The following is a 22,638-nucleotide window of genomic DNA, read 5'->3' on the forward strand; positions in this document are numbered from 1 at the left end:
CCCGGCCCCGCGCCCCCCGACCCCGTGCCCTCGCTCTCACGCCCCGTACACCGCCCCCGGCGGCTCCGCCTCGGCCAGCAGTTTCAGCGCCGTCTCCCCCGCCTCCGCCGGGGTCCACCGGGCCCCCTTGTCGGCGGTCGGACCGGGCCGCCAGCCCTCCATGACGGTGATCCGGCCGCCCTCCGCCTCGAACACCCGCCCGGTGACGCCGGCGCTGGCGGCGGAGCCCAGCCAGACCACGAGCGGGGCGACGTTCCCGGGGGCCATGGCGTCGAAGCCGGCGTCGGGGGCGGCCATGGCCGCGGCGAAGGCGCGCTCGGTCATCCGGGTGCGGGCGGCCGGGGCGATCGCGTTGACCTGGACGCCGTAGCGGGCCAGTTCGGCCGCCGCGACCAGGGTGAGGCCGACGATGGCCGCCTTGGCGGCGCTGTAGTTGCCCTGCCCGACCGAGCCCAGCAGGCCGGCGCCGCTGCTGGTGTTGACGACGCGGGCCGCCGGGGCGCGGCCCGCCTTGGCCTCGGCCCGCCAGTGCGCGGCCGCGTGCCGCAGCGGCAGGAAGTGGCCCTTGAGGTGCACCCGCACGACCGCGTCCCAGTCGTCCTCACCGAGGTTGACGAGCATGCGGTCGCGCAGAAAACCGGCGTTGTTGACGAGGGTGTCGAGGCGGCCGTACGCGTCCAGGGCCGCCGCCACCAGCGACTTCGCACCGGCGTCCGTCGCGACGTCGCCGCCGTGCGCCACCGCCTCGCCGCCGGCCGCCCGGATCTCGGCCACGACGGCCGCGGCCGGGCTGTCGTGCCCCGCCGCGCCGTCGAGGCCGACGCCGAGGTCGTTGACGACGACCCGGGCACCCTCGGTGGCGAAGGCGAGCGCGTGGGCCCGGCCGAGCCCGCGTCCGGCGCCGGTCACGACGACGACCCGGCCCGCGCAGATTCCGCTCATCTCAGTCCTCCTGGTCGGACGGCTTGTTGGCAGTTGCGGCGTCGAGGAAGGCGGGCCGCTCGCCGCCCCCGTGCACGAGCAGGCTCGCCCCGCTGATGTAGGCGGCCGCGTCGGAGGCGAGGAAGACGGCGGCGGCGCCGACGTCGCCGGGGGCGGCGAGGCGGCCGAGCGGGACGGTGCGGGAGACGGCGTCGACCCCGTCCGGGCCGCCGTAGTGGAGGCCGGCCAGTTCGGTGCGGACCATGCCGACCACGAGGGTGTTGACCCGGACCTCCGGCGCCCACTCGACCGCCATGGACCGGGCGAGGTTCTCCAGCCCCGCCTTGGCCGCGCCGTAGGCGGCGGAGCCCGGCGAGGGGCGGCCGCCGCTGACGCTGCCGATCATCACCACCGCTCCCCGGGCCCGCCGCAGGTGCTCGTACGCGGCGAGGGAGGCGGTCAGCGGGGTGAGGAGGTTCAACTCGATCACCCGGGCGTGCCGCTCGGCGTCCGCGTCGGCGAGCCGCCGGTAGGGGGTGCCGCCCGCGTTGTTGACGAGCACGTCGACGCGGGGCAGGGCGTCGAAGAAGGCGCGCACGGCGGCCGGGTCGCGCAGGTCGAGGGGGGTGAACTCGACGCCGTCGAGGGGTTGTTCGGGCGGCCGGCGGGCGCAGGTCAGGACGTGGGCGCCGGTCTCGGCGAAGGCCCGGGCGATCCCGGCGCCGACCCCCCTGGTACCGCCGGTGACGACGACCGTCCTGCCGCTCGGCGAGTTATCCACAGGGCCTCCCGCTCGTCCGCACCGGCTGCTAGCTTCGAAGCCTCACACCTAACAAATGTTTGGTGGAAAGGCAGCTGAGTGCGAAGGTAGCTGATGCGTCCATGAGTGTCTCCACCTCGTCTCCGGAAAAGGGCATCGCGCTCGTCACGGTCGACCACCCCCCGGTGAACGCCCTGCCGGTGCGGGGCTGGTTCGCGCTGGCGGACGCGGTGCGCGCGGCGGGCCGCGACCCGGAAACCCGTTGTGTCGTGCTGGCCGCGCGGGGCCGGGGTTTCAACGCGGGCGTGGACATCAAGGAGATACAGGCGGACGGGGACGCGGCGCTGCTCGGCGCCAACCGGGGCTGCGCGGAGGCCTTCGCGGCGGTGTACGAGTGCGAGACCCCGGTGGTGGCCGCGGTGCACGGCTTCTGCCTGGGCGGCGGGATAGGGCTGGTGGGCAACGCGGACGCGATCGTGGCGAGCGAGGACGCCGTCTTCGGGCTGCCGGAGCTGGACCGGGGCGCCCTGGGCGCGGCCACCCACCTGGCCCGCCTGGTCCCGCCGCACCTGATGCGGACGCTGTACTACACCTCGCGCACGGCGACCGCGGCCGAGCTGCACGCCCACGGCTCGGTCTGGCGGGTCGTGCCCCGCGGGGAACTGGACTCCGCGGCGCTGGGGCTGGCGCGGGAGATAGCCGCCAAGGACGGCCGGCTGCTGCGCCTGGCCAAGGCCGCCATCAACGGCATCGATCCCGTCGACGTGCGGCGCAGCTACCGCTTCGAGCAGGGCTTCACCTTCGAGGCCGCCCTCAGCGGGGTGGCCGACCGGGTACGCGACACCTTCGGGAAGGAGGGTGCGGGCAGTGACTGACAAGACGATGACCGCCGACGAGGCCGTCGCCCGGCTGACCAGCGGCATGACTCTCGGCATCGGCGGCTGGGGTTCCCGGCGCAAACCGATGTCGCTGGTCAGAGCCGTGCTTCGGAGCGGTGTCGACGATCTGACGCTGGTCTCGTACGGCGGCCCGGACGTCGGGATGCTGGTGGCCGCCGGCCGGGTGCGCAAGCTGGTGACGGCCTTCGTCACCCTTGACTCGGTCCCGCTCGAACCGCACTACCGGGCGGCCCGCGAGCGCGGGGGGTTCGAGCTCGTGGAGGTCGACGAGGGCATGTTCATGTGGGGCCTGCACGCGGCCGCGAACCGGCTGCCCTTCCTGCCGGTGCGCGCCGGGATCGGCTCGGACGTCCTGCGGGTCAACCCCGGGTTACGGACCGTCACCTCGCCGTACGACGACGGGGAGACGTTCGTGGCGATGCCCGCGCTGCACCTGGACGCGGCCCTGGTCCACGTCAACCGCGCCGACCGGCTGGGCAACGGCCAGTACCTGGGCCCGGACCCGTACTTCGACGACCTGTTCTGCGAGGCGGCGGACGCGGCCTACGTCTCCTGCGAACGGATCGTGGACACCGCCGAGCTGACGAAGGAGGCACCCCCGCAGTCGCTGCTCGTCAGGCGACTGAACGTGACGGGGGTCGTGGAGGCACCGGGCGGCGCGCACTTCACGTCCTGTGCGCCCGACTACGGCCGGGACGAGGACTTCCAGCGGATGTACGCGACGACGTCGTGGGCGGACTTCTCCGGGCGGTTCCTCGCCGGGGACGAGCAGGCGTACCGCTCGGCGGTGCGGAACTGGCAGGAGGGCCGAGGGTGACAGGAGAGACAGGGGCGACTGAGGTGACTGAGGTGACGGGCACAGCGCACCCGCAGGTGCTGCGCTCCGAGTACTGCGTCGTCGCCTGCGCCGAGGCCTGGCGCGGCTCCGGTGAGATCCTGGCGAGCCCGATGGGCCTGATCCCCTCCCTGGGCGCCCGCCTGGCCCGGCTGACCTTCGCGCCGGACCTGCTGCTGACCGACGGCGAGGCCCTGCTGGTCCGCCCGGACGGGACGCCCGAGGGCTGGCTGCCCTACCGGCGGCACCTCGCCCTGGTGGCCGGCGGGCGCCGGCACGTGATGATGGGCGCGAGCCAGCTCGACCGGTACGGCAACCAGAACATCTCCTGCATCGGCGACTGGTCCCGGCCCCGCCGCCAGCTGCTGGGGGCGCGCGGAGCGCCGCTCAACACCCTGAACAACCCCACGAGTTACTGGGTCCCGAAGCACTCCCGGCGGGTGTTCGTTCCGAAGGTCGACATGGTGTGCGGGGTGGGGTACGACCGGGTCGCCGCGCATCCGGGCACGGAGCGCTTCCACCGCATCCCGCGCGTCGTCACCGACCTGGGCGTCCTCGACTTCGAGACCCCGGACCACTCGATGCGGCTGGCCGCGCTGCACCCGGGGGTGAGCGTCGAGGACGTGCGGGCGGCGACCGACTTCGAACTCGCCGTCCCGGACGAGGTCCCCCGCACCCGCGAGCCCACCGCGGAGGAGCTGCGGCTGATCCGCGAGGTGCTCGATCCGGGCGGCGCGCGGACGAGGGAGGTCGCCGGCTGATGGAGACCGCGCTGACCCGGCTGGTCGGGATCCGGCACCCGATCGTGCAGACGGGCATGGGCTGGGTGGCGGGACCCCGTCTGGTCTCGGCCACGGCCGAGGCCGGAGCCCTCGGTGTCCTGGCCTCCGCGACGATGACCCTCGATCAGCTGCGTGCGGCGATAGCCGAGGTCCGGTGCCGCACCGACGCCCCGTTCGGGGTGAACCTGCGGGCGGACGCGGCCGACGCCGTCGACCGGGTCCGGCTGATCATCGACGGGGGTGTGCGGGTGGCGTCCTTCGCGCTCGCCCCCTCCCCCGAGCTGATCGCCGAGCTGAAGGAGGCGGGCGTGGTGGTGATCCCGTCCGTGGGGGCGCGGCGGCATGCCGAGAAGGTGGCGGCGTGGGGCGCGGACGCGGTGATCGTGCAGGGCGGCGAGGGCGGCGGGCACACCGGCGAGGTGGCGACCAGTGTGCTGCTGCCGCAGGTGGTGGACGCGGTGCGGATACCGGTGGTGGCCGCCGGGGGGTTCTTCGACGGCCGGGGGCTGGTGGCGGCACTGGCGTACGGCGCAGCGGGGGTCGCGATGGGTACGCGGTTCCTGCTCACCTCGGACTCGACGGTGCCGGACGCGGTGAAGGCGCGGTACCTGGCGGCGACGGTCAAGGACGTGACGGTCACCAGGGCGGTGGACGGACTGCCGCACCGGATGCTGCGGACCGATCTGGTGACCGCGCTGGAGAGTTCGGGCCGGGCTCGGAGGCTGCTGCACGCGGTACGGCGGGCGGCGGGGTTCCGGAGGCTGTCCGGGCTCACCTGGCGGCAGCTGGTCCGCGACGGCCTGGCCCTGCGGCACGGCAAGGAATTGTCGTGGAGTCAGGTGCTGCTGGCCGCGAACACGCCGATGCTGCTGAGGTCGGCGATGGTGGACGGCCGTACCGATCTCGGGGTGATGGCGTCCGGGCAGGTCGCCGGGGTGATCGACGACCTGCCGTCGTGCGCCGAGCTGGTGGAACGGATCATGAAGGAGGCGGAGGCGGCCCGGGAACGGCTCACGGCACTCCGGTAGCGGCTCACGGCACTCGGGTGAGGGCCTACAGCCGCTCGATGATCGTCACGTTCGCCTGTCCTCCCCCCTCGCACATGGTCTGGAGGCCGTACCGGCCGCCGGTGCGCTCCAGTTCGTGCAGGAGGGTGGTCATCAGCTTGACGCCGGTGGCACCGAGGGGGTGACCGAGGGCTATCGCGCCGCCGTTGACGTTGACCCTGGCGGGGTCGGCGCCGGTCTCCTTGAGCCAGGCGAGGACGACCGGGGCGAAGGCCTCGTTGATCTCGACGAGGTCCATCGCGTCGATGGTGAGGCCGGTCTTCTTCAGGGCGTGGGCGGTGGCCGGGATCGGGGCGGAGAGCATCCGGATGGGGTCCTCGCCGCGGACGGAGAGGTGGTGGACGCGGGCCCGCGGGCGCAACCCGTGTTCGCGGACGGCCCGTTCGGAGGCGAGGAGCAGGGCGGCGGCGCCGTCGGAGACCTGGGAGGAGCAGGCGGCGGTGATGGTGCCGCCGTCGACGACCGGCTTCAGGGCGGCCATCTTCTCCAGGGAGGTGTCCCGGCGCGGGCCCTCGTCCACGGCGACCGGGCCGTAGGGCACGATCTCCCGCTCGAAGCGGCCCTCGTCGATGGCGCGCAGTGCCCTGCGGTGGGAGTTCAGGGCGAACTCCTCCTGGTCCCGGCGGCTGACGCCCCACTTGGCGGCGATCATCTCGGCGCCGGCGAACTGGTTGACGGGCTGCCTGCCGTACCGGGCCCGCCAGCCCTCGCTGCCGAGGAAGGGGCCCTCGGTCAGGCCCAGGGGCCCGGCGGCCTGGCGGGAGGCGAAGGCGATGGGGATCTGCGACATGTTCTGGACGCCGCCGGCGACCACCAGGTCCTGGGTGCCGGAGAGGACGGCCTGGGCGGCGAAGTGCACGGCCTGCTGGGAGGATCCGCACTGGCGGTCGACGGTGACGCCGGGCACCTCCTCGGGCAGCCCGGCCGCCAGCCAGCTGGTCCGGGCGATGTCACCGGCCTGCGGTCCCACCGCGTCGAGGCAGCCGAAGACGACGTCCTCCACGGCGGCCGGGTCCACGCCCGACCGCTCCACCAGGGCGGTCAGCACGTGGGCGCCCAGGTCGGCCGGGTGGACGCCGCTCAGTCCGCCCTTGCGCCGCCCGACCGGCGTGCGCACCGCTTCGACGATGTAGGCCTCGGCCATCTCGGCAACTCCCTTGGCAGAAAGGGGATTTCAACGAATGGGTGGACTACTCACGGACGGCGATCCCGTCCAGCACCATCGACAGGTACTGCCGGGCGATCTCCTCCGGGCTGTGCTGTCCGCCGGGCCGGTACCAGGAGGCGGCGACCCACACGGTGTCGCGCACGAACCGGTAGGTGAGGCGGACGTCGAGGTCGGCGCGGAAGACACGGGCGGCGACCCCGCGCTCCAGCGTCGACAGCCACGCCTTCTCGAACCTGCGCTGCGACTCGGCGAGGAAGCCGAACCGCTCCTGCGCGACCAGCTGCTTGCTCTCCTTCTGGTAGATGGCGACGGCGGCGCGGTGCCGGTCGATCTCCCGGAAGGACTCGGTGACCAGGGCTTCGAGGGTCTCGCGGGGACCGAGTCCGGAGCCGAGGACGGTGTCGTAGCCGCCCCAGAGTTCGTCGAGGAAGGTCCGCAGGATCTCCTCCAGCATCGACTCCTTGGAGTCGAAGTGGTAGTAGAGGCTGCCGGCGAGCATGCCCGCGTGGTCCGCGATCTTGCGCACGGTGGTGGCGTTGTAGCCCTGCTCGGCGAAGACCTCGGCGGCGGTCTCGAGGAGTTCGCGGCGCCGGGCGGGGGCGGCGGTCACCTGGGGCTTCTTCTTGGTCGGCACGGGTACATTCTCGTCCTACGGGTGCTGGCTGCTGACGGAGACGACCTCTCCGGTGAGGTACGAGGAGTAGCCGGACGCCAGGAAGACGATCGCGTTGGCCACCTCCCAGGGTTCGGCGTAGCGCCCGAAGGCCTCGCGGGCGGTGAGCTCCTCCAGCAGTTCGGCCGAGGTCACCTTCGCCAGGTGCGGATGCATGGCGAGACTCGGCGCCACCGCGTTGACCCGCACGCCGTACCCGGCGGCCTCGATCGCCGCGCACCGGGTCAGCGCCATCACCCCGGCCTTGGCGGCGGCGTAGTGGGCCTGTCCGGCCTGGGCACGCCAGCCGACGACGGAGGAGTTGTTGACGATCACCCCGCCCTGCCCGCTCGCGCGGAAGTACCGCAGGGCGGCGCGCGAGCACCGGAAGGTGCCGTTGAGGGTGACGTCCAGGACCCGCGCCCACTGGTCGTCCGTCATGTCGACGAGGGTCGACGTGCCGCCGAGACCGGCGTTGTTGACCACGATGTCCAGCCGTCCGTGCTCCCGCACGGCGGTCTCGAAGAGCCCCTGGACCTGGGCCTCGTCGGTCACGTCGCAGGGGACGGCGGTCACGGCGCCCGGGTGCTCGCCGGCCAGTTCGGCCGCGTACTCCTTCAGGCGCCGCGCGTGCGCGTCGCTGATCAGGACGCGGGCGCCCTCCTCCAGGAAGCGGCGCGCGGTCGCCCCGCCGATCCCCGCCCCGGCCGCGGCGGTGACGACGGCGGTGCGCCCCTTGAGCAGCCCGTGCCCGGGCACGTACTCCGGACTCTCGACGCCTGTCATGACCCCACGCTAACCTACCAAACACTTGTTAGGGAAGGACGGTGACGGCGACCGTGGACCTGACCCACAGCCCGGCGGACGAGGAGTTCCGCACCGAGGCGCGCGCCTGGCTGACGGAGCACGTGCCCGACCCCCCGCTCCCGTCCCTGGAGACCGCCGAGGGCTTTGCCGCGCACCGCGCCTGGGAGGCCGAACTGGCCGCGGACCGCTGGTCGGTGGTGTCCTGGCCGGAGGAGTACGGCGGCCGGGGCGCGGGACTGACGCGGTGGCTGGTCTTCGAGGAGGAGTACTGGGCGGCGGGCGCGCCGGGCCGGGTCGGCCAGAACGGCATCAGCCTGCTCGCACCGACCCTGTTCGACCACGGCACCGCGGAGCAGCGCGCGCGGGTGCTGCCGCCGATGGCCACCGGGGCGGAGATCTGGGCGCAGGCCTGGTCCGAGCCAGGTGCCGGTTCCGACCTGGCCGCCCTCACGTCCAGGGCCGTGCGGACGGACGGCGGCTGGCTGCTCACCGGCCAGAAGACCTGGTCGTCGCGGGCGGCCTTCGCCGACCGCGCGTTCGGCCTGTTCCGCAGTGAGCCCCGCCCGCCGAGACCGCATCAGGGGCTCACGTACCTGATGTTCGACCTGCGCGCGCCGGGGGTGACCGTGCGCCCGATCGGCCGTCTCGACGGGAAGCCGGCGTTCGCGGAGCTGTTCCTGGACGAGGTGTTCGTGCCCGACGAGGACGTGATCGGCGAGCCGGGCCAGGGCTGGCGGATCGCGATGTCGGCCGCGGGGAACGAGCGGGGGCTGATGCTGCGGTCGCCGGGGCGGTTCCTGGCCGCCGCCGACCGGTTGCGGGACCTCTGGCGGGCGCGGGGCGAACCGGAGTCGGCGGCGGCCGGAGTGGCCGACGCGGTCGTCGGCGCCCGCGCGTACCAGCTGTTCACCTACGCGGCCGCCGCCCGCGTCCTGGACGGCGAGTCGCTCGGTCCCGAGTCCAGCCTCAACAAGGTGTTCTGGTCCGAGCTGGACCTCGCGCTGCACGAGACAGCGCTCGACCTGCTGGGCGCGGAGGGCGAACTGGCCGACACAGCGTGGTCGGAGGGCCATGTCTTCTCCCTGGCCGGGCCGATCTACGCGGGCACCAACGAGATCCAGCGCGACATCGTCGCCGAGCGGCTGCTCGGCCTGCCGAAGGGACGCCGCTGACATGCGTTTCCTCCTCGACACCGGGCAGCGGGACTTCGCCGACGCCCTGCGGGCGCTGCTGACGGCGGCGGACACGCCGGCGGTGATACGCGACTGGAGCCACGGCGAGCAGGCCCGCGGACGGGCGCTGTGGGGGCGGCTCGGCCAGGCGGGGGTGTTCGGGCTGACCGTGCCCGAGGAGTACGGCGGCGTGGGCCGCCGGGCCGTCGAACTCGCCGTCGCGTTCGTTGAGTTGGGGCGGTTCGCGGTGCCGGGGCCGCTGGCGGAGACGGTGGCGGCGGCGGTGCTGCTCGAGGACGGCGCGGGCCTCGCCAAGCGGTTCCTGCCGGGGATCGCGGCGGGCGGGACGGTGGCGACGGTCGCGGTCGAGCAGCACGGTTACGGGTTGGCGCTGGACGGGGACGCGGCGGACGTGCGGCTCGCGGCGGCACCGGAGGGCCTGCTGCTGTCCTCCGGCGCCGGGGCGGTGCGCCGGTCGCTGGACCCCGCCCGCCGGCTCGCCCCGCTGTTTCCGGTCGGTGAGCTGCTCGGTGCGGAGCCGCCGTGGGCGGAGGCCCTGACCTGGGCCCGGCTGGCCACGGCCGCGCAGGCGCTGGGGGTGGGGCTGGCCCTGCTCGACAGAACGGTGGCGTACGTCAAGCAGCGGACTCAGTTCGGTGTACCTGTCGGGTCGTTCCAGGCGGTCCGGCACCGGCTGGCCGACGTGAAGATCGCGCTGGAGTTCGCCCGCCCGCTGGTGTTCGGGGCGGCGGTGACGATGACTCCGTCGGACGTGGCCGCGGCCAAGCTGAGCGCGTGCGAGGCGGCGTATGCGGGAGCGCGGGCCGCACTGCAACTGCATGGGGCGATCGGATATACGGCGGAGTACGACCTGTCGCTCTGGTTGACCAAGGCGCGTGCGCTGCGGGGGGCTTGGGGGGCTCCGGAGGAGTGTCGGAGGGTGGTTCTCGGTCGTCCTTAGGGTGCGGGCCGGTGGGGGCTGGTCGCGCAGTTCCCACCGCCCCTGAAGGGGCGCTTCAGTGCTCCTTGTCCGACAGTTCCCGGTACTCCTGCCTCGTCGGCTTCTTGATGTGGGTGTCCGGGCCGTACATCCCCTTCGCCATGCGCGCCCGTACCCGCTGGGCGAGCGTGACCTTGCGCCGTACGCCGTTCGCGTCCTCCAGCGGCCCGATCTCGTACGGCGGGTTCTGTTCGTGCTGGGTGAGGACGAACAGGCTGCCCTGGCTGAGGGGTTCGTGGACCTCGATGTACTCGCCGTGCGGAAGCATCTTGATGAGGCCCGTCTCCCTGCCGTGCAGGACCTTGTCGCGGTCGCGGCGCTGCAGGCCGAGGCAGACGCGTTTGGTGATGACGAAGGCGAGGACGGGGACGACGAAGAAGGCGATCCGGACGAACCAGGTGATCGAGTTGATGGAGAGGTGCAGGTGGGTGGCGACGATGTCATTGCCACCGCCGATCAGCAGCACGAAGTACTCGCTGAGCCAGGCCACGCCGAGGCCGGTGCGGACCGGCGCGTTGCGCGGCCGGTCGAGGATGTGGTGCTCGCGCCGGTCGCCGGTGATCCACGCCTCGATGAACGGGTAGACGCCGATGGCCAGCATGAACAGCGGGAAGAGCGAGAAGGGGATGAAGACGCCCAGTTCCAGGGTGTGGCCCCAGGCGTTGATCTCCCAGCCGGGCATCACGCGGATCAGGCCCTCGGAGAAGCCCAGGTACCAGTCGGGCTGGGCGCCCGTGGTCACCAGGTCGGGGCGGTAGGGGCCGAAGGCCCACACCGGGTTGATGGTGGCGATGCCGCCGATGAGCGCGAGGATCCCGAAGACGAGGAAGAAGAAGCCGCCGGCCTTGGCCATGTAGACCGGCAGGAAGGGCATGCCGATCACGCTCTTCTGGTCACGTCCGGGCCCGGGGTACTGGGTGTGCTTGTGGTAGAAGACCAGGATCAGGTGGGCGACGACCAGTCCCAACATGATCCCGGGCAGCAGCAGCACGTGGATCGGGAAGAACCGCGAGATGATGTCGTGCCCCGGGAACTCCCCGCCGAACAGGAAGAACGAGATGTACGAGCCGACGATCGGGATCGAGAGGATCGCGCCGTCGGCGAACCGGACGCCGGTGCCGGAGAGCAGGTCGTCGGGGAGCGAGTAGCCCGTCAGGCCGGTGAGGATGGCGAGGAACAGCAGCAGCCAGCCGAACAGCCAGTTGACCTCGCGCGGCTTGCGGAAGGCGCCGGTGAAGAACACCCGCATCATGTGGACGACCATGCCGGCCACGAAGACCAGCGCGGCCCAGTGGTGGATCTGCCGGATCAGCAGGCCGCCGCGCACGTCGAAGCTGATGTGCAGCGTCGACTCGTACGCCTTGGTCATGATGATGCCGTTCAGCGGCTCGTAGGTGCCGTGGTAGACGACCTCGGCGCCGCTGGGCTCGAAGAACAGGGTGAGGTAGATGCCCGTGAGGATCAGGATGAGGAAGCTGTAGAGGCAGATCTCGCCCAGCATGAAGGACCAGTGGTCCGGGAACACCTTGCGCATGTTCGCCTTGGCCAGGCCGTAGATCCCGAGCCGGCCGTCCGCCCAGTCAGCGAGCTTCTCACCCTTGCCGGGCGGCTCCGCGCGGTCCGCGGAACTTCCCACCCGTGCCTGTCCGTTCACCGTTCGTGCCGCGTCGTCCATACGTCGCGTCGCCTCCCCGCCGGATCACCCCTCAGGGTGGCACGCCGGAGCGCTACAGCCAACGGTGCGACGTAAACTCAGCCCGCCGTGACGATGCCCGCCGCGCGCGCCGCCGCCAGCCACTGCGGGAACTCGCCGACGAGACGGTCGTACAGCTCGCCGTCCGGCACCGTCCGCGGGTCCTGACCGGCGTGGAAGAAGCCCGCGTTGTCCACCACCCGTCTCCCCGGCACCGCCAGTTCGTCGAGCTTGCGCAGGAAGTCGAACTGCTTGCTGTACGGGTCGCCGAAGCCGACGAACTGCCAGAACAGCGGGAGCTTCGCCGCCTTGCACAGGTAGCGTTCCGCGGCGGGCTTGTTGATCGGGCCGCCGTCGGTCTGGAAGACGACCAGGGCGGGCGCGGTGGACCCGCTGTCCAGGTAGTGGTCGATCACGGCGTCCATGGCCAGGTGGTAGCTGGTCTTGCCCATGTGCCCGAGCCCGGCCGCGATCCTCTCGATCCGGCCCGTGTGGTCGGCCAGCCTGATGTCGGTGACCGCGTCGATGTCGGTGGAGAAGAAGACGACCGGAACGAGTCCGTCGTCGTCCAGGTGTGCGGAGAGGCCGAGGACCCGGTCGGCCAGCGCCTGCACGCTGCCGTCGGTGTAGTAGGGCTTCATCGAGCCGGAGTAGTCGACGACCAGGTAGACGGCGGCCCGCAGTCCGTCGAGTCCGTGCTTGGTGAGGGAGATCCCGGCCGACTTGTACGAGCCGACCAGCGCGGGCGCGGTCTGCTCCACCTTGCTGAGACTGATCGCGGCCATGTCCTGTGCCCCCTCGCCCCTGGTTCAGGAGGCCGAGGTTACTTGATCAGGGAAAGGCGGCGGCGCCTGCCCAGCGTCCGGTCGGGGACTGTGGGGCAGGCGCCGTCTGTGTTCCGTACGCCTTTGTACGGGACGTCTGTCGGGGTGTGGCTCAGACCATCAGCGAGCGGTCCGTCGGGCGGATCGGGGCCGGGAGCTCGCTCGCTCCGGTGAGGAAGCGGTCGACGCCCTTGGCGGCCGAGCGGCCCTCGGCGATGGCCCAGACGATCAGGGACTGGCCGCGGCCGGCGTCACCGGCGACGAAGACGCCCGGCACGTTGGTCTGGAAGTCGGCGTCGCGCGCGACGTTGCCCCGCTCGTCGAGGTCGAGACCGAACTGCTCGACCAGGCCGTTGACCCGGTCGGTGCCGGTGAAGCCCATGGCCAGGGTGACCAGCTGGGCCGGGATCTTGCGCTCGGTGCCCGGCTTCTGGGTCAGCTTGCCGTCGACGAACTCCACCTCGGTGAGGTGCAGCCACTGGACGTTGCCGTCCTCGTCGCCCTCGAAGTGGGTGGTGGAGACGGAGTAGACCCGCTCGCCGCCCTCCTCGTGCGCCGAGGTGACCTTGTAGAGCATCGGGAAGGTCGGCCACGGCTGGTGCGCCGCCCGGTCCTCGCCCGGCCGCGGCATGATCTCCAGCTGGGTGACGGAGGCCGCGCCCTGGCGGTGGGCGGTGCCCACGCAGTCCGCGCCGGTGTCGCCGCCGCCGATCACGACCACGTGCTTGCCCTCGGCCGAGATCGGGGAGGTGACGTAGTCGCCCTCCTGGACCTTGTTGGACAGTGGCAGGTACTCCATCGCCTGGTGGACGCCCTTGAGCTCGCGGCCGGGGACGGGCAGGTCACGGGCGGTCGTGGCACCGGCGGCGATGACGACCGCGTCGTACCGCTTGCGCAGGTCGGTCGCCTTGAGGTCGCGGCCGATCTCGATGCCGGTACGGAAGCGGGTGCCCTCCGCGCGCATCTGCTCGATACGGCGGTTGATGTGCCGCTTCTCCATCTTGAACTCGGGGATGCCGTAGCGGAGCAGGCCGCCGACGCGGTCGGCGCGCTCGTAGACGGCGACCGTGTGGCCGGCCCGGGTCAGCTGCTGGGCAGCGGCCAGGCCCGCGGGGCCCGAGCCGATGACGGCGACGGTCTTGCCGGACAGGCGCTCGGGGGCCTGCGGGGCGACGGTCCCGGCCTCCCACGCCTGGTCGATGATGGAGACCTCGACGTTCTTGATGGTGACGGCCGGCTGGTTGATGCCGAGCACGCACGCCGACTCGCACGGGGCCGGGCACAGGCGGCCCGTGAACTCCGGGAAGTTGTTCGTGGCGTGCAGGCGCTCGGACGCGGCCGGCCAGTCCTCGCGGTAGGCGAAGTCGTTCCACTCGGGAATCAGGTTCCCGAGCGGACAGCCGTTGTGGCAGAACGGGATGCCGCAGTCCATGCACCGGCTGGCCTGCTTGCTGATGATCGGCAGCAGCGAGCCCGGGACGTAGACCTCGTTCCAGTCCTTGACGCGCTCGGTGACGGGACGGGTCTTCGCGACCTCACGGCCGTGGTTCAGGAAGCCCTTCGGGTCAGCCATTGATCGCCGCCTCCATCATCTTCTCGTGGGTCTCGGTCTCGGAGAGACCGGCTCGCTCGGCGGCGTCCTTGGCGGCGAGCACTGCCTTGTACGTGCTGGGGATGATCTTGCTGAACCGCTGCACGGCCGTGTCCCAGTCGGCGAGCAGCTTGTCGGCGACCGTCGAGCCGGTGTCCTCGGCGTGCCGGCGCACCACGTCGTACAGCCACTGCCTGTCCGCGTCGTCCAGTTCCTCGACCGCGTCCACGTTGCCGGCGTTGACGTTGTCGCGGTTCAGGTCGATCACGTAGGCGACACCGCCCGACATGCCGGCCGCGAAGTTGCGGCCCGTCTCGCCGAGGACGACCGCGTGGCCGCCGGTCATGTACTCGCAGCCGTGGTCGCCCACGCCCTCCGAGACCACCAGCGCACCGGAGTTGCGGACGCAGAACCGCTCGCCGGTGCGGCCGCGCAGGAACAGCTCGCCGCCGGTCGCGCCGTACGCGATGGTGTTGCCCGCGATGGTGGAGAACTCGGCGAGGTGGTCGGCCGCCCGGTCCGGACGGACGATGACACGGCCGCCGGAGAGGCCCTTGCCGACGTAGTCGTTGGCGTCGCCCTCCAGGCGCAGGGTGACACCGCGCGGCAGGAAGGCGCCGAAGGACTGGCCGGCCGAACCGGTGAAGGTGATGTCGATGGTGTCGTCGGGCAGGCCCGCACCGCCGAACTTCTTCGTCACCTCGTGGCCGAGCATGGTGCCGACCGTGCGGTTGATGTTGCGGACCTTGATCTGGGCGCGCACCGGCTGGGCGTCGGTGGCGCTGGACGCGGCCAGGGCGTCCGAGGCGAGCTTGATCAGCTCGTTGTCCAGGGCCTTCTCCAGGCCGTGGTCCTGGGCGACGGTCCGGTGCAGGGACGCGCCCTCGGGCAGCTCGGGCACGTGGAAGAGCGGGGCCAGGTCCAGGCCCTGTGCCTTCCAGTGGTCGACGGCACGGGTGACGTCGAGCGCCTCGGCGTGGCCGACGGCCTCCTCGATGGAGCGGAAGCCCAGCTCGGCGAGGATCTCGCGGACCTCCTCGGCGATGAACCTGAAGAAGTTCACCACGTACTCGGCCTTGCCGGAGAAGCGGTCGCGCAGCACCGGGTTCTGGGTGGCGACGCCGACCGGGCAGGTGTCGAGGTGGCAGACGCGCATCATGATGCAGCCAGAGACGACGAGCGGCGCGGTCGCGAAACCGAACTCCTCGGCGCCGAGCAGCGCGGCGATGACCACGTCACGGCCGGTCTTGAGCTGGCCGTCGGTCTGCACAACGATGCGGTCCCGCAGGCCGTTGAGCAGCAGGGTCTGCTGGGTCTCGGCGAGGCCGAGCTCCCAGGGGCCGCCCGCGTGCTTGAGGCTCGTGAGGGGCGACGCGCCCGTACCGCCGTCGTGGCCGGAGATGAGCACGACGTCCGCGTGCGCCTTGGACACACCGGCCGCGACCGTGCCTACGCCGACCTCGGAGACCAGCTTGACGTGAATCCGCGCCTGCGGGTTCGCGTTCTTCAGGTCGTGGATCAGCTGGGCCAGGTCCTCGATGGAGTAGATGTCGTGGTGCGGCGGCGGGGAGATCAGGCCGACGCCCGGGGTGGAGTGCCGGGTCTTGGCGACCCACGGGTAGACCTTGTGGCCGGGCAGCTGGCCGCCCTCGCCGGGCTTGGCGCCCTGGGCCATCTTGATCTGGATGTCGTCCGCGTTGACCAGGTACTCGGAGGTGACGCCGAAGCGGCCGGAGGCGACCTGCTTGATGGCGCTGCGCCGCGCCGGGTCGTACAGGCGGTCCGGGTCCTCGCCGCCCTCACCGGTGTTGGACTTGCCGCCGAGCTGGTTCATGGCGATGGCGAGGGTCTCGTGGGCCTCGCGCGAGATGGAGCCGTAGGACATGGCGCCGGTGGAGAAGCGCTTGACGATCTCGGAGACCGGCTCGACCTCGTCGACGGAGATCGACGGACGGTCGCTCGTGAACCCGAAGAGGCCGCGGAGCGTCATGAGCCGCTCGGACTGCTCGTTCACGCGGTCCGTGTACTTCTTGAAGATGTCGTAGCGGTTCGCACGGGTCGAGTGCTGGAGGCGGAAGACCGTCTCCGGGTCGAACAGGTGCGGCTCGCCCTCGCGGCGCCACTGGTACTCGCCCCCTATCTCCAGGGCGCGGTGGGCCGGCGCGATGCCGGAGGCCGGGTAGGCCTTGGCGTGGCGGGCGGCGACCTCCTTGGCGATGACGTCGATGCCGACGCCGCCGATCTTGGAGGCGGTGCCGTTGAAGTACTTGTCGACGAAGCCCGCCTCGAGACCGACGGCCTCGAAGACCTGGGCGCCGCGGTAGGAGGCGACCGTGGAGATGCCCATCTTGGACATGACCTTCAGGACGCCCTTGCCGAGGGCGTAGATCAGGTTGCGGATGGCCTGCTCAGCCTCCATGCCCGGCAGGAAGGTGCCCGCGCGGGTCAGGTCCTCGACGGACTCCATGGCCAGGTACGGGTTGACGGCGGCGGCGCCGAAGCCGATCAGCAGGGCGACGTGGTGGACCTCGCGGACGTCACCGGCCTCGACGAGCAGGCCCACGTGGGTGCGCTGCTTGGTGCGGATGAGGTGGTGGTGAACGGCCGCGGTGAGCAGCAGCGACGGGATCGGTGCGTGCTCGGCGTCGGAGTGCCGGTCCGACAGGACCATGAGGCGGGCGCCGTTCTCGATGGCCGCGTCGGCCTCGGCGCAGATCTCCTCGATGCGCGCGGCGAGCGAGACGCCGCCGCCGGAGACCCGGTACAGGCCGGACAGGGTCGCGGCCTTGAAGCCGGGCATGTCGCCGTCGGCGTTGATGTGGATGAGCTTGGCCAGCTCGTCGTTGTCGATCACCGGGAAGGGCAGGACGACACTGCGGCAGGACGCGGCGGTCGGGTCGAGCAGGTTGCCCGACGGGCCGAGGGAGCTGCGCAGCGAGGTGACGAGCTCTTCCCGGATCGCGTCCAGCGGCGGGTTGGTGACCTGCGCGAAGAGCTGGGTGAAGTAGTCGAAGAGCAGGCGCGGGCGCTCGCTCAGCGCGGCGATGGGCGAGTCGGTGCCCATGGAGCCGATCGGCTCGGCACCGGCCTTGGCCATCGGCGCGAGGATGACGCGCAGCTCTTCCTCGGTGTAGCCGAAGGTCTGCTGGCGGCGGGTGACCGAGGCGTGGGTGTGGACGATGTGCTCGCGCTCGGGCAGGTCGCTCAGCTCGATCTCGCCGGCCTCCAGCCACTCCGCGTACGGCTGCGCGGCGGCGAGGCCGGCCTTGATCTCGTCGTCCTCGATGATGCGGTGCTCGACGGTGTCGACGAGGAACATCCTGCCGGGCTGGAGCCGGCCCTTGCGGACGACCTTGGCGGGGTCGATGTCGAGGACGCCGACCTCGGAGCCGAGGACGACCAGGCCCTCGTCGGTGACCCAGTAGCGGCCGGGGCGCAGGCCGTTGCGGTCGAGAACGGCACCGACCTGGGAGCCGTCGGTGAAGGTGACGCAGGCGGGGCCGTCCCAGGGCTCCATCATCGTGGAGTGGTAGCCGTAGAAGGCGCGGCGGGCCGGGTCCATGGATTCGTGGTTCTCCCACGCCTCCGGGATCATCATCAGCACGGAGTGCGGCAGCGAACGCCCGCCCAGGTGCAGGAGCTCCAGCACCTCGTCGAAGGACGCCGAGTCGGAGGCGTCGGGCGTACAGATCGGGAAGACCCGGTCCAGCTTCTCCTGCGGGCCGAACAGGTCCGAGACCAGCTGCGACTCGCGGGCGGCCATCCAGTTCCGGTTGCCCTTGACGGTGTTGATCTCACCGTTGTGGGCGACGAAGCGGTAGGGGTGCGCGAGCGGCCACGACGGGAAGGTGTTCGTGGAGAACCGGGAGTGCACGAGCGCGATCGCGGACGCGAAGCGGCGGTCGGACAGGTCCGGGAAGAAGGGTTCCAGCTGGCCGGTGGTCAGCATGCCCTTGTAGACGATGGTCCGCGCGGACAGCGAGGGGAAGTAGACGCCCGCCTCGCGCTCGGCGCGCTTGCGCAGCACGAAGGCCCTGCGGTCCAGCGCGATGCCCTCGCTGGCCCGGTCGGTCACGAAGACCTGCTTGAAGACCGGCATGGTGGAGCGGGCGGTGGCGCCCAGCAGCTGCGGGGCGACCGGGACCTCGCGCCAGCCGAGGACGGTCAGGCCCTCGTCGGCCGCGATCGTCTCGATCTGCGAGACGGCGTCCTGCGTGTCGTCCTCGGGCAGGAAGGCGGTACCCACGGCGTACGAACCGGCCGCCGGCAGCTCGAATCCGGCCACCTCGCGGAAGAAGGCGTCGGGCACCTGGGAGAGCAGGCCCGCGCCGTCGCCGGAGTCGGGCTCGGAGCCGGTCGCGCCGCGGTGCTCCAGGTTGCGCAGAACCGTGAGCGCCTGCTCGACCAGCGCATGGCTCGCCTCGCCGGTGAGGGTGGCCACGAAGCCGACGCCGCAGGCGTCGCGCTCGTTGCGGGGGTCGTACATACCCTGCGCAGCAGGGCGAGCATCCATGAACGACCAGTTTCGGCCGTTCGTGGAATGCTGGGACGGCTGGCGCGGCGTACGCATCGGCTCTCCCGTCGTCGTCAGTGGCATATAGCAGGTGCCGAGGGACGACGCTGGCCCTCTGCGTTTTTGTTGCGAAATTTCACGCAGGTTACATGATGGAGCGGTTCTCGGGAACTGGATACATCGTTCCAACATGCGGACGCCGCAGGGGTTTACGGCGAGGTACCGCTGAAGCGGTCAGGGTGGTGGGGGACCGATCCGGACAGATCCGTGTCCATCGGTCCGCGGAGCGGGGGCGAGCGTCGCGCCACCCCACAGGTGCACGGCAGGCGTCATTGCCTGCGGCGCTTACGGCTCATGCCCAGCGGTTAAGCATTCGAAACCAGCGAGTAACGGGTACTTATGCGGCCCAACGCATAGCTACCAGTTTCCCTATCCTACGGCCGTCCCGAACAGGGTGCCCAGGGCGTACGTCACACCGGCCGCCGCACCGCCCAGCGCGAGCTGCCGCAGACCGCTGAACCACCAGCTCCGCGCGGTCACCTTGGCCACCACGGCACCGCAGCCGAACAGCCCGACGAGGGCCAGCAGCAGGGCGGGCCAGAGCGCGGTGGCGCCGAGCAGGAACGGCAGCACCGGCAGCAGCGCGCCCAGTGCGAACGACCCGAAGGAGGAGACGGCGGCGACCAGCGGCGAGGGCAGGTCGCCGGGGTCGATGCCGAGCTCTTCCCTGGCGTGTATCTCCAGCGCCTGCTCGGGGTCGGCGGACAGTTGCCGGGCGACCTCCCGGGCCAGCCCCGGCTCGACGCCTCGCGCCTCGTACAGCGCGGCGAGCTCGGCCTCCTCGTCCTGCGGGTGCCTGCGCAGCTCCCGGCGCTCCACGTCCAGCTCGGCCTCGACGAGCTCGCGCTGCGAGGCGACGGAGGTGTACTCGCCCGCGGCCATCGAGAAGGCACCGGCGGCCAGGCCCGCCAGCCCGGTGATCACGATGGTCTGGTGGCCGACGGCGCCGCCGGCCACACCGGTCATCAGGGCGAGGTTGGAGACGAGTCCGTCCATGGCACCGAAGACGGCGGGCCGCAGCCAGCCTCCGTTCACATCCCGGTGGGTGTGGTTGTCGCGGTGGGCTTCGTGCAGAGTCGCCTGCGTCTCGATGACGGCCATGAAGGGTCCCCCAGGGGTCTCGCCGCATGCCCCGCATAAGCTGAGGCAAAGCTAAGTTTGGACAAGTTCTATCTTTCGACAACACCGACGTTACGCCCCCGCATTCCCCGTCGCCAGCAAGGAAAGGCTCGGCTAAGCTGCGGTTTTACCCTGGCCGCTCACACGTGCGAGGGGGTGCACAGATGTCGACCGGGTGATGTAGAGACCCTTCAGGCTGCGGTCAACCGCCGTTGGTGGGACACATCCGCAAACGGTTCCGCGCCGCCGCGCGAAGCCCCTCCCGGAGAGGCCCGCCCATGTCATCGATCGTCTGCACCCCGCCGGTCCCCGCCCCCGACGAGCGCGCTCCGGAACTGCACGTCCGGGCGCGGGGCGCGCTCCTGGGCCTGGCCGTGGGGGACGCGCTCGGGGCACCGGCGGAGAACATGAAGCCCTCCGAGATCCGCGCCCGCTGGGGCCGCATCACGGGATACGTGACCGATCGCCCCGCCGGTACGGACGACACCGAGTACGCGATCTTCTCGGGCCTCCTCCTCGCCCGCCACGGCTCGGCACTCACCCCGGCCCATGTCGAGGCGGCCTGGCACGAGTGGATCGCCGACCGCGCCGAGGGCCCCTTCAAGGGCGCCGGCTTCAGCGAACGCGGCACCCTCGAGAACCTCCGCCGGGGCCTCGCCGCCCCCATCTCCGCCCAGCACCGGCACGCCTGGAGCGACGGCCTCGCCATGCGGGCGGCCCCCTTCGGCGTCTTCGCGGCGGGCCGCCCCACCGAGGCGGCCCGGCTGGTCGCCGTCGACGGCTCGGTGAGCCACGAGGGCGAGGGCATCTACGGCGGCCAGGCGGTGGCGGCGGGGGTCGCGGCGGCGATGGCGGGGGCCCCGCCGACGGCGGTGGTCGCGGCGGCGCTCGCGGTGATCCCGGACGACTCCTGGACGGCCCGCTCCCTGCGCCGGGCCGTCTCGGTGGCCCACCGCGGCGAGCGGGCGGTCCGCTCCGCGGTGGTCATCGGCGGCTACCCGTGGACCGACCTGGCCCCGGAGGCGGTGGCCCTCGCCTTCGGCGCGTACGCCGCGGCGGACGGCGACTTCCGCGACGCGGTGCTGACGGCCGTCAACATGGGGCGCGACGCGGACACCACGGCCGCGGTCGCCGGCGCGCTGGCCGGAGCGACCCGGGGAGAGATGGCGATCCCACGGGAATGGGGGGCGGCGATCGGCCCGGTACGGGGAAGCTGCCTGCCGTCGATGGCCGGCCACCACGTACTGGAGGTGGCGGACCTACTGACGGCTGCGGCCGGGGCTGCGGCTGGAACCGGAACTGCGGCTGCGGCCGGGGCTGCGACGGCGGCTGGAGCTGGAACTGCGGCTGCGGCTGCGGCTGCGGGGCAGAGGGGACCGTGGTCCGCGACACCGGCGTTTCCGCCGAGCGAGCCACACCCCGAACCGCCCGTCCTCACCCCAGCCCTGACCACCACCGAGCCACAGCCCCCGGTACCCGCCCTTCCGCCGAGCGAGCCGCGCCCCGAACCGTCCGCCCTCGCCGTCACTCCCACCGAGCCGCCCCCGGTATCCACCTTCATGCCGACCGAGTCGGGTGGTGGGCGGGCAAGGGCCCGGGGGTCCAGGGGGCGGAGCCCCCTGGGGGCCAGGTGCCGCGAGGGGCTTCGGTGAACCGGCGTCGTATCGAGGGGCTCCTCCTCGGCCTCGCCGCGGGCGACGCCGCCGGCTGGCCTTCCGCGCGGCACCGCGCATCCCGCATGCCCGAGTGGACCCGCCGCCTCACCCGCGAACTCGACACCTTCGCCGAGCACAACGCGACCACCACCCTCCCCGTCCCCATCGCCCTGAACCAGCCCCCCGAGCCCCTCCGCCTCGGCCCCTCCGACGACGCCGAGTGGGCGACCTTCGCCGCCGAGGCCGTCCTGCGCGCCGGCGACGACACCCTCCTCGGCGACCTCAGCCGTGAGCTCCGCACCCGCGCCGCCATCGACCTCACCTGGACCGCCGTCGCCTCCGAGGTCGCCGCCGCGGCCGAACGCGCCCCGGAGATCGAGTCGGCCGTACTCCCCCTGCGCGCCCGCATCTCCGTCCGCGCCGGCCTCGGCAACCTCGCCGCCGGCCTGCGCCCGCCCGCCACCGGCCACGACAACCCGCACTACTTCGACGACGCCGCCTGCGTCCGCGCCTGCGCCCTCGCGGTCGCGCACCCCGGCGACCCCCAACGCGCCGCCGACCTCGCCGAGTTCGACGCCCGCTACACCCAGGACGGCGACGGCGTGCACGGCGCCCGCGCCATGGCCGCCGCCCTGGCCCTCGCCCTCGTCGGCGCCGAGGTCGAGACCTGCGTGGCCGCGGCCCTCACCGAACTCCCCGAGCCCACCGAGATCGGCCGCAACGCCCGGCACGCCCTCACCCTCGCCGGCACCACGGACTCCGCGTTCGCCCTGATCCCCCTCCTCGAACACCAAATCGTCGACCACGTCTACAGCTACGGCATCGCCGCCGCGGAAACCGTCCCGGTCGCCCTCGCCCTCGCCACCGCCGCACGCGGCAGGATCGCCGAGGCCGTGCCCGCCGCCGCCTGCCTCTCCCGGGTCGCCGACTCGGCCCCCGCCCTGGCCGGCGCGCTCACCGGCGCCCTCGGCGGCGGTGACACGATCCCGCCGTCCTGGCGGGACGCCTGCCGCACCCTCTCCGGTTGCGCCCTCCCCCGCCTCACCGGCACGGACCTGGTGGAACTCGCCGAACTCCTGGAAGCCACACAACCGGCCCGTCCAGGTGGATGATTCGGTGC

At 72.2% G+C, this 22,638-nt stretch carries 18 protein-coding genes; 8 read left to right on the plus strand and 10 right to left on the minus strand.

The genetic code is table 11. The features are described from left to right. Positions 1-36: 36 nt before the first annotated feature. Positions 37-942 carry an SDR family oxidoreductase gene (locus AB0472_RS21200; RefSeq protein ID WP_366358011.1) on the minus strand — a complete coding sequence of 302 codons (906 nt, stop codon included), beginning with the start codon at positions 940-942 and terminating at the stop codon, positions 37-39. Position 943: 1 nt separating this feature from the next. Next, the gene (locus tag AB0472_RS21205; RefSeq protein WP_366358012.1) at positions 944-1,702 is read right to left on the minus strand and encodes an SDR family oxidoreductase; all 759 of its coding nucleotides are present in this window, start codon (positions 1,700-1,702) and stop codon (positions 944-946) included. 101 nt (positions 1,703-1,803) lie between these two features. Between AB0472_RS21205 and AB0472_RS21210 the strand changes: the two genes are divergently transcribed. The 4 genes from AB0472_RS21210 to AB0472_RS21225 are packed head-to-tail and all read left to right on the plus strand — an operon-like array spanning position 1,804 to position 5,225. Continuing rightward, entirely contained in the window at positions 1,804-2,556 is a 753-nt protein-coding gene (locus AB0472_RS21210; protein WP_366358013.1) for an enoyl-CoA hydratase family protein, read from the plus strand. Further along, positions 2,549-3,397 carry a CoA-transferase gene (locus AB0472_RS21215; protein ID WP_366358014.1) on the plus strand — a complete coding sequence of 283 codons (849 nt, stop codon included), beginning with the start codon at positions 2,549-2,551 and terminating at the stop codon, positions 3,395-3,397. The genes AB0472_RS21210 and AB0472_RS21215 overlap by 8 nt, the downstream gene beginning before the upstream one ends. A gap of 32 nt (positions 3,398-3,429) precedes the next feature. Next, positions 3,430-4,176, plus strand: coding sequence for a CoA-transferase (locus tag AB0472_RS21220; RefSeq protein ID WP_366358015.1), 747 nt, complete (start codon positions 3,430-3,432; stop codon positions 4,174-4,176). Continuing rightward, the gene (locus AB0472_RS21225; protein WP_366358016.1) at positions 4,176-5,225 is read left to right on the plus strand and encodes a nitronate monooxygenase; all 1,050 of its coding nucleotides are present in this window, start codon (positions 4,176-4,178) and stop codon (positions 5,223-5,225) included. The genes AB0472_RS21220 and AB0472_RS21225 overlap by 1 nt, the downstream gene beginning before the upstream one ends. Positions 5,226-5,250: 25 nt before the next feature. Here AB0472_RS21225 and AB0472_RS21230 read toward each other — a convergent pair whose 3' ends face one another. From AB0472_RS21230 to AB0472_RS21240, 3 genes are read right to left on the minus strand one after another with little or no spacing between them, the layout of a single operon-like run. Further along, complete coding sequence (locus AB0472_RS21230) at positions 5,251-6,408, minus strand: acetyl-CoA C-acetyltransferase (protein WP_366358017.1); 1,158 nt, start codon at positions 6,406-6,408, stop codon at positions 5,251-5,253. 46 nt (positions 6,409-6,454) lie between these two features. Continuing rightward, positions 6,455-7,066: a TetR/AcrR family transcriptional regulator gene (locus tag AB0472_RS21235; protein ID WP_366358018.1), complete on the minus strand. Its 612-nt coding sequence runs from the start codon at positions 7,064-7,066 to the stop codon at positions 6,455-6,457. A 15-nt stretch (positions 7,067-7,081) separates the two neighbouring features. After that, a complete protein-coding gene (locus AB0472_RS21240) occupies positions 7,082-7,870 on the minus strand; it encodes an SDR family oxidoreductase (protein ID WP_366358019.1) in 789 nt (262 codons plus the stop codon). Positions 7,871-7,923: 53 nt separating this feature from the next. Between AB0472_RS21240 and AB0472_RS21245 the strand changes: the two genes are divergently transcribed. Beyond that, positions 7,924-9,063 (plus strand): acyl-CoA dehydrogenase family protein, encoded by a 1,140-nt coding sequence (locus AB0472_RS21245; protein ID WP_366358097.1) that lies wholly within the window; start codon positions 7,924-7,926, stop codon positions 9,061-9,063. Position 9,064: 1 nt separating this feature from the next. Further along, positions 9,065-10,024, plus strand: coding sequence for an acyl-CoA dehydrogenase family protein (locus tag AB0472_RS21250; RefSeq protein WP_366358020.1), 960 nt, complete (start codon positions 9,065-9,067; stop codon positions 10,022-10,024). A 55-nt stretch (positions 10,025-10,079) separates the two neighbouring features. Here the strand turns inward: AB0472_RS21250 and AB0472_RS21255 are convergent, their stop codons facing one another. The 5 genes from AB0472_RS21255 to AB0472_RS21275 all read right to left on the minus strand — a co-directional run bounded on the left by AB0472_RS21255 (position 10,080) and on the right by AB0472_RS21275 (position 19,845). After that, the gene (locus AB0472_RS21255) at positions 10,080-11,738 is read right to left on the minus strand and encodes a cytochrome bc complex cytochrome b subunit (RefSeq protein ID WP_366358021.1); all 1,659 of its coding nucleotides are present in this window, start codon (positions 11,736-11,738) and stop codon (positions 10,080-10,082) included. A gap of 77 nt (positions 11,739-11,815) precedes the next feature. Beyond that, positions 11,816-12,541: a VWA domain-containing protein gene (locus AB0472_RS21260; protein WP_366358022.1), complete on the minus strand. Its 726-nt coding sequence runs from the start codon at positions 12,539-12,541 to the stop codon at positions 11,816-11,818. Positions 12,542-12,692: 151 nt separating this feature from the next. After that, complete coding sequence (locus AB0472_RS21265) at positions 12,693-14,153, minus strand: glutamate synthase subunit beta (protein ID WP_366358023.1); 1,461 nt, start codon at positions 14,151-14,153, stop codon at positions 12,693-12,695. After that, a complete protein-coding gene (gene gltB, locus AB0472_RS21270; protein ID WP_366358024.1) occupies positions 14,146-18,741 on the minus strand; it encodes a glutamate synthase large subunit in 4,596 nt (1,531 codons plus the stop codon). Before gltB ends, AB0472_RS21265 begins: the two co-directional genes overlap by 8 nt. A 372-nt stretch (positions 18,742-19,113) precedes the next feature. Then, the gene (locus AB0472_RS21275) at positions 19,114-19,845 is read right to left on the minus strand and encodes a VIT1/CCC1 transporter family protein (protein WP_366358025.1); all 732 of its coding nucleotides are present in this window, start codon (positions 19,843-19,845) and stop codon (positions 19,114-19,116) included. Between the two features lie 296 nt (positions 19,846-20,141). Between AB0472_RS21275 and AB0472_RS21280 the strand changes: the two genes are divergently transcribed. Together AB0472_RS21280 and AB0472_RS21285 are read left to right on the plus strand one after the other, a co-directional pair. After that, on the plus strand, positions 20,142-21,515 hold the full coding sequence (locus tag AB0472_RS21280; RefSeq protein ID WP_366358026.1) for an ADP-ribosylglycohydrolase family protein: 1,374 nt from the start codon (positions 20,142-20,144) through the stop codon (positions 21,513-21,515). Beyond that, a complete protein-coding gene (locus AB0472_RS21285) occupies positions 21,512-22,630 on the plus strand; it encodes an ADP-ribosylglycohydrolase family protein (RefSeq protein ID WP_366358027.1) in 1,119 nt (372 codons plus the stop codon). Before AB0472_RS21280 ends, AB0472_RS21285 begins: the two co-directional genes overlap by 4 nt. The last annotated feature ends 8 nt before the right edge of the window (positions 22,631-22,638 follow it).

It is taken from the genome of Streptomyces sp. NPDC086777 (genome assembly GCF_040702065.1).
GTDB lineage: Bacteria > Actinomycetota > Actinomycetes > Streptomycetales > Streptomycetaceae > Streptomyces.

Excerpts from the sequence above, each read along its gene's own strand:
- AB0472_RS21275 (WP_366358025.1), bottom strand. The coding sequence starts at position 19,845 with ATGGCCGTCATCGAGACGCAGGCGACTCTGCACGAAGCCCACCGCGAC.
- AB0472_RS21255 (WP_366358021.1), bottom strand. The coding sequence starts at position 11,738 with ATGGACGACGCGGCACGAACGGTGAACGGACAGGCACGGGTGGGAAGT.
- AB0472_RS21260 (WP_366358022.1), bottom strand. The coding sequence starts at position 12,541 with ATGGCCGCGATCAGTCTCAGCAAGGTGGAGCAGACCGCGCCCGCGCTG.
- gltB (WP_366358024.1), bottom strand. The coding sequence starts at position 18,741 with ATGCGTACGCCGCGCCAGCCGTCCCAGCATTCCACGAACGGCCGAAAC.
- AB0472_RS21265 (WP_366358023.1), bottom strand. The coding sequence starts at position 14,153 with ATGGCTGACCCGAAGGGCTTCCTGAACCACGGCCGTGAGGTCGCGAAG.
- AB0472_RS21230 (WP_366358017.1), bottom strand. The coding sequence starts at position 6,408 with ATGGCCGAGGCCTACATCGTCGAAGCGGTGCGCACGCCGGTCGGGCGG.
- AB0472_RS21240 (WP_366358019.1), bottom strand. The coding sequence starts at position 7,870 with ATGACAGGCGTCGAGAGTCCGGAGTACGTGCCCGGGCACGGGCTGCTC.
- AB0472_RS21225 (WP_366358016.1), top strand. The coding sequence starts at position 4,176 with ATGGAGACCGCGCTGACCCGGCTGGTCGGGATCCGGCACCCGATCGTG.
- AB0472_RS21210 (WP_366358013.1), top strand. The coding sequence starts at position 1,804 with ATGAGTGTCTCCACCTCGTCTCCGGAAAAGGGCATCGCGCTCGTCACG.
- AB0472_RS21200 (WP_366358011.1), bottom strand. The coding sequence starts at position 942 with ATGAGCGGAATCTGCGCGGGCCGGGTCGTCGTCGTGACCGGCGCCGGA.
- AB0472_RS21250 (WP_366358020.1), top strand. The coding sequence starts at position 9,065 with ATGCGTTTCCTCCTCGACACCGGGCAGCGGGACTTCGCCGACGCCCTG.
- AB0472_RS21280 (WP_366358026.1), top strand. The coding sequence starts at position 20,142 with ATGTCATCGATCGTCTGCACCCCGCCGGTCCCCGCCCCCGACGAGCGC.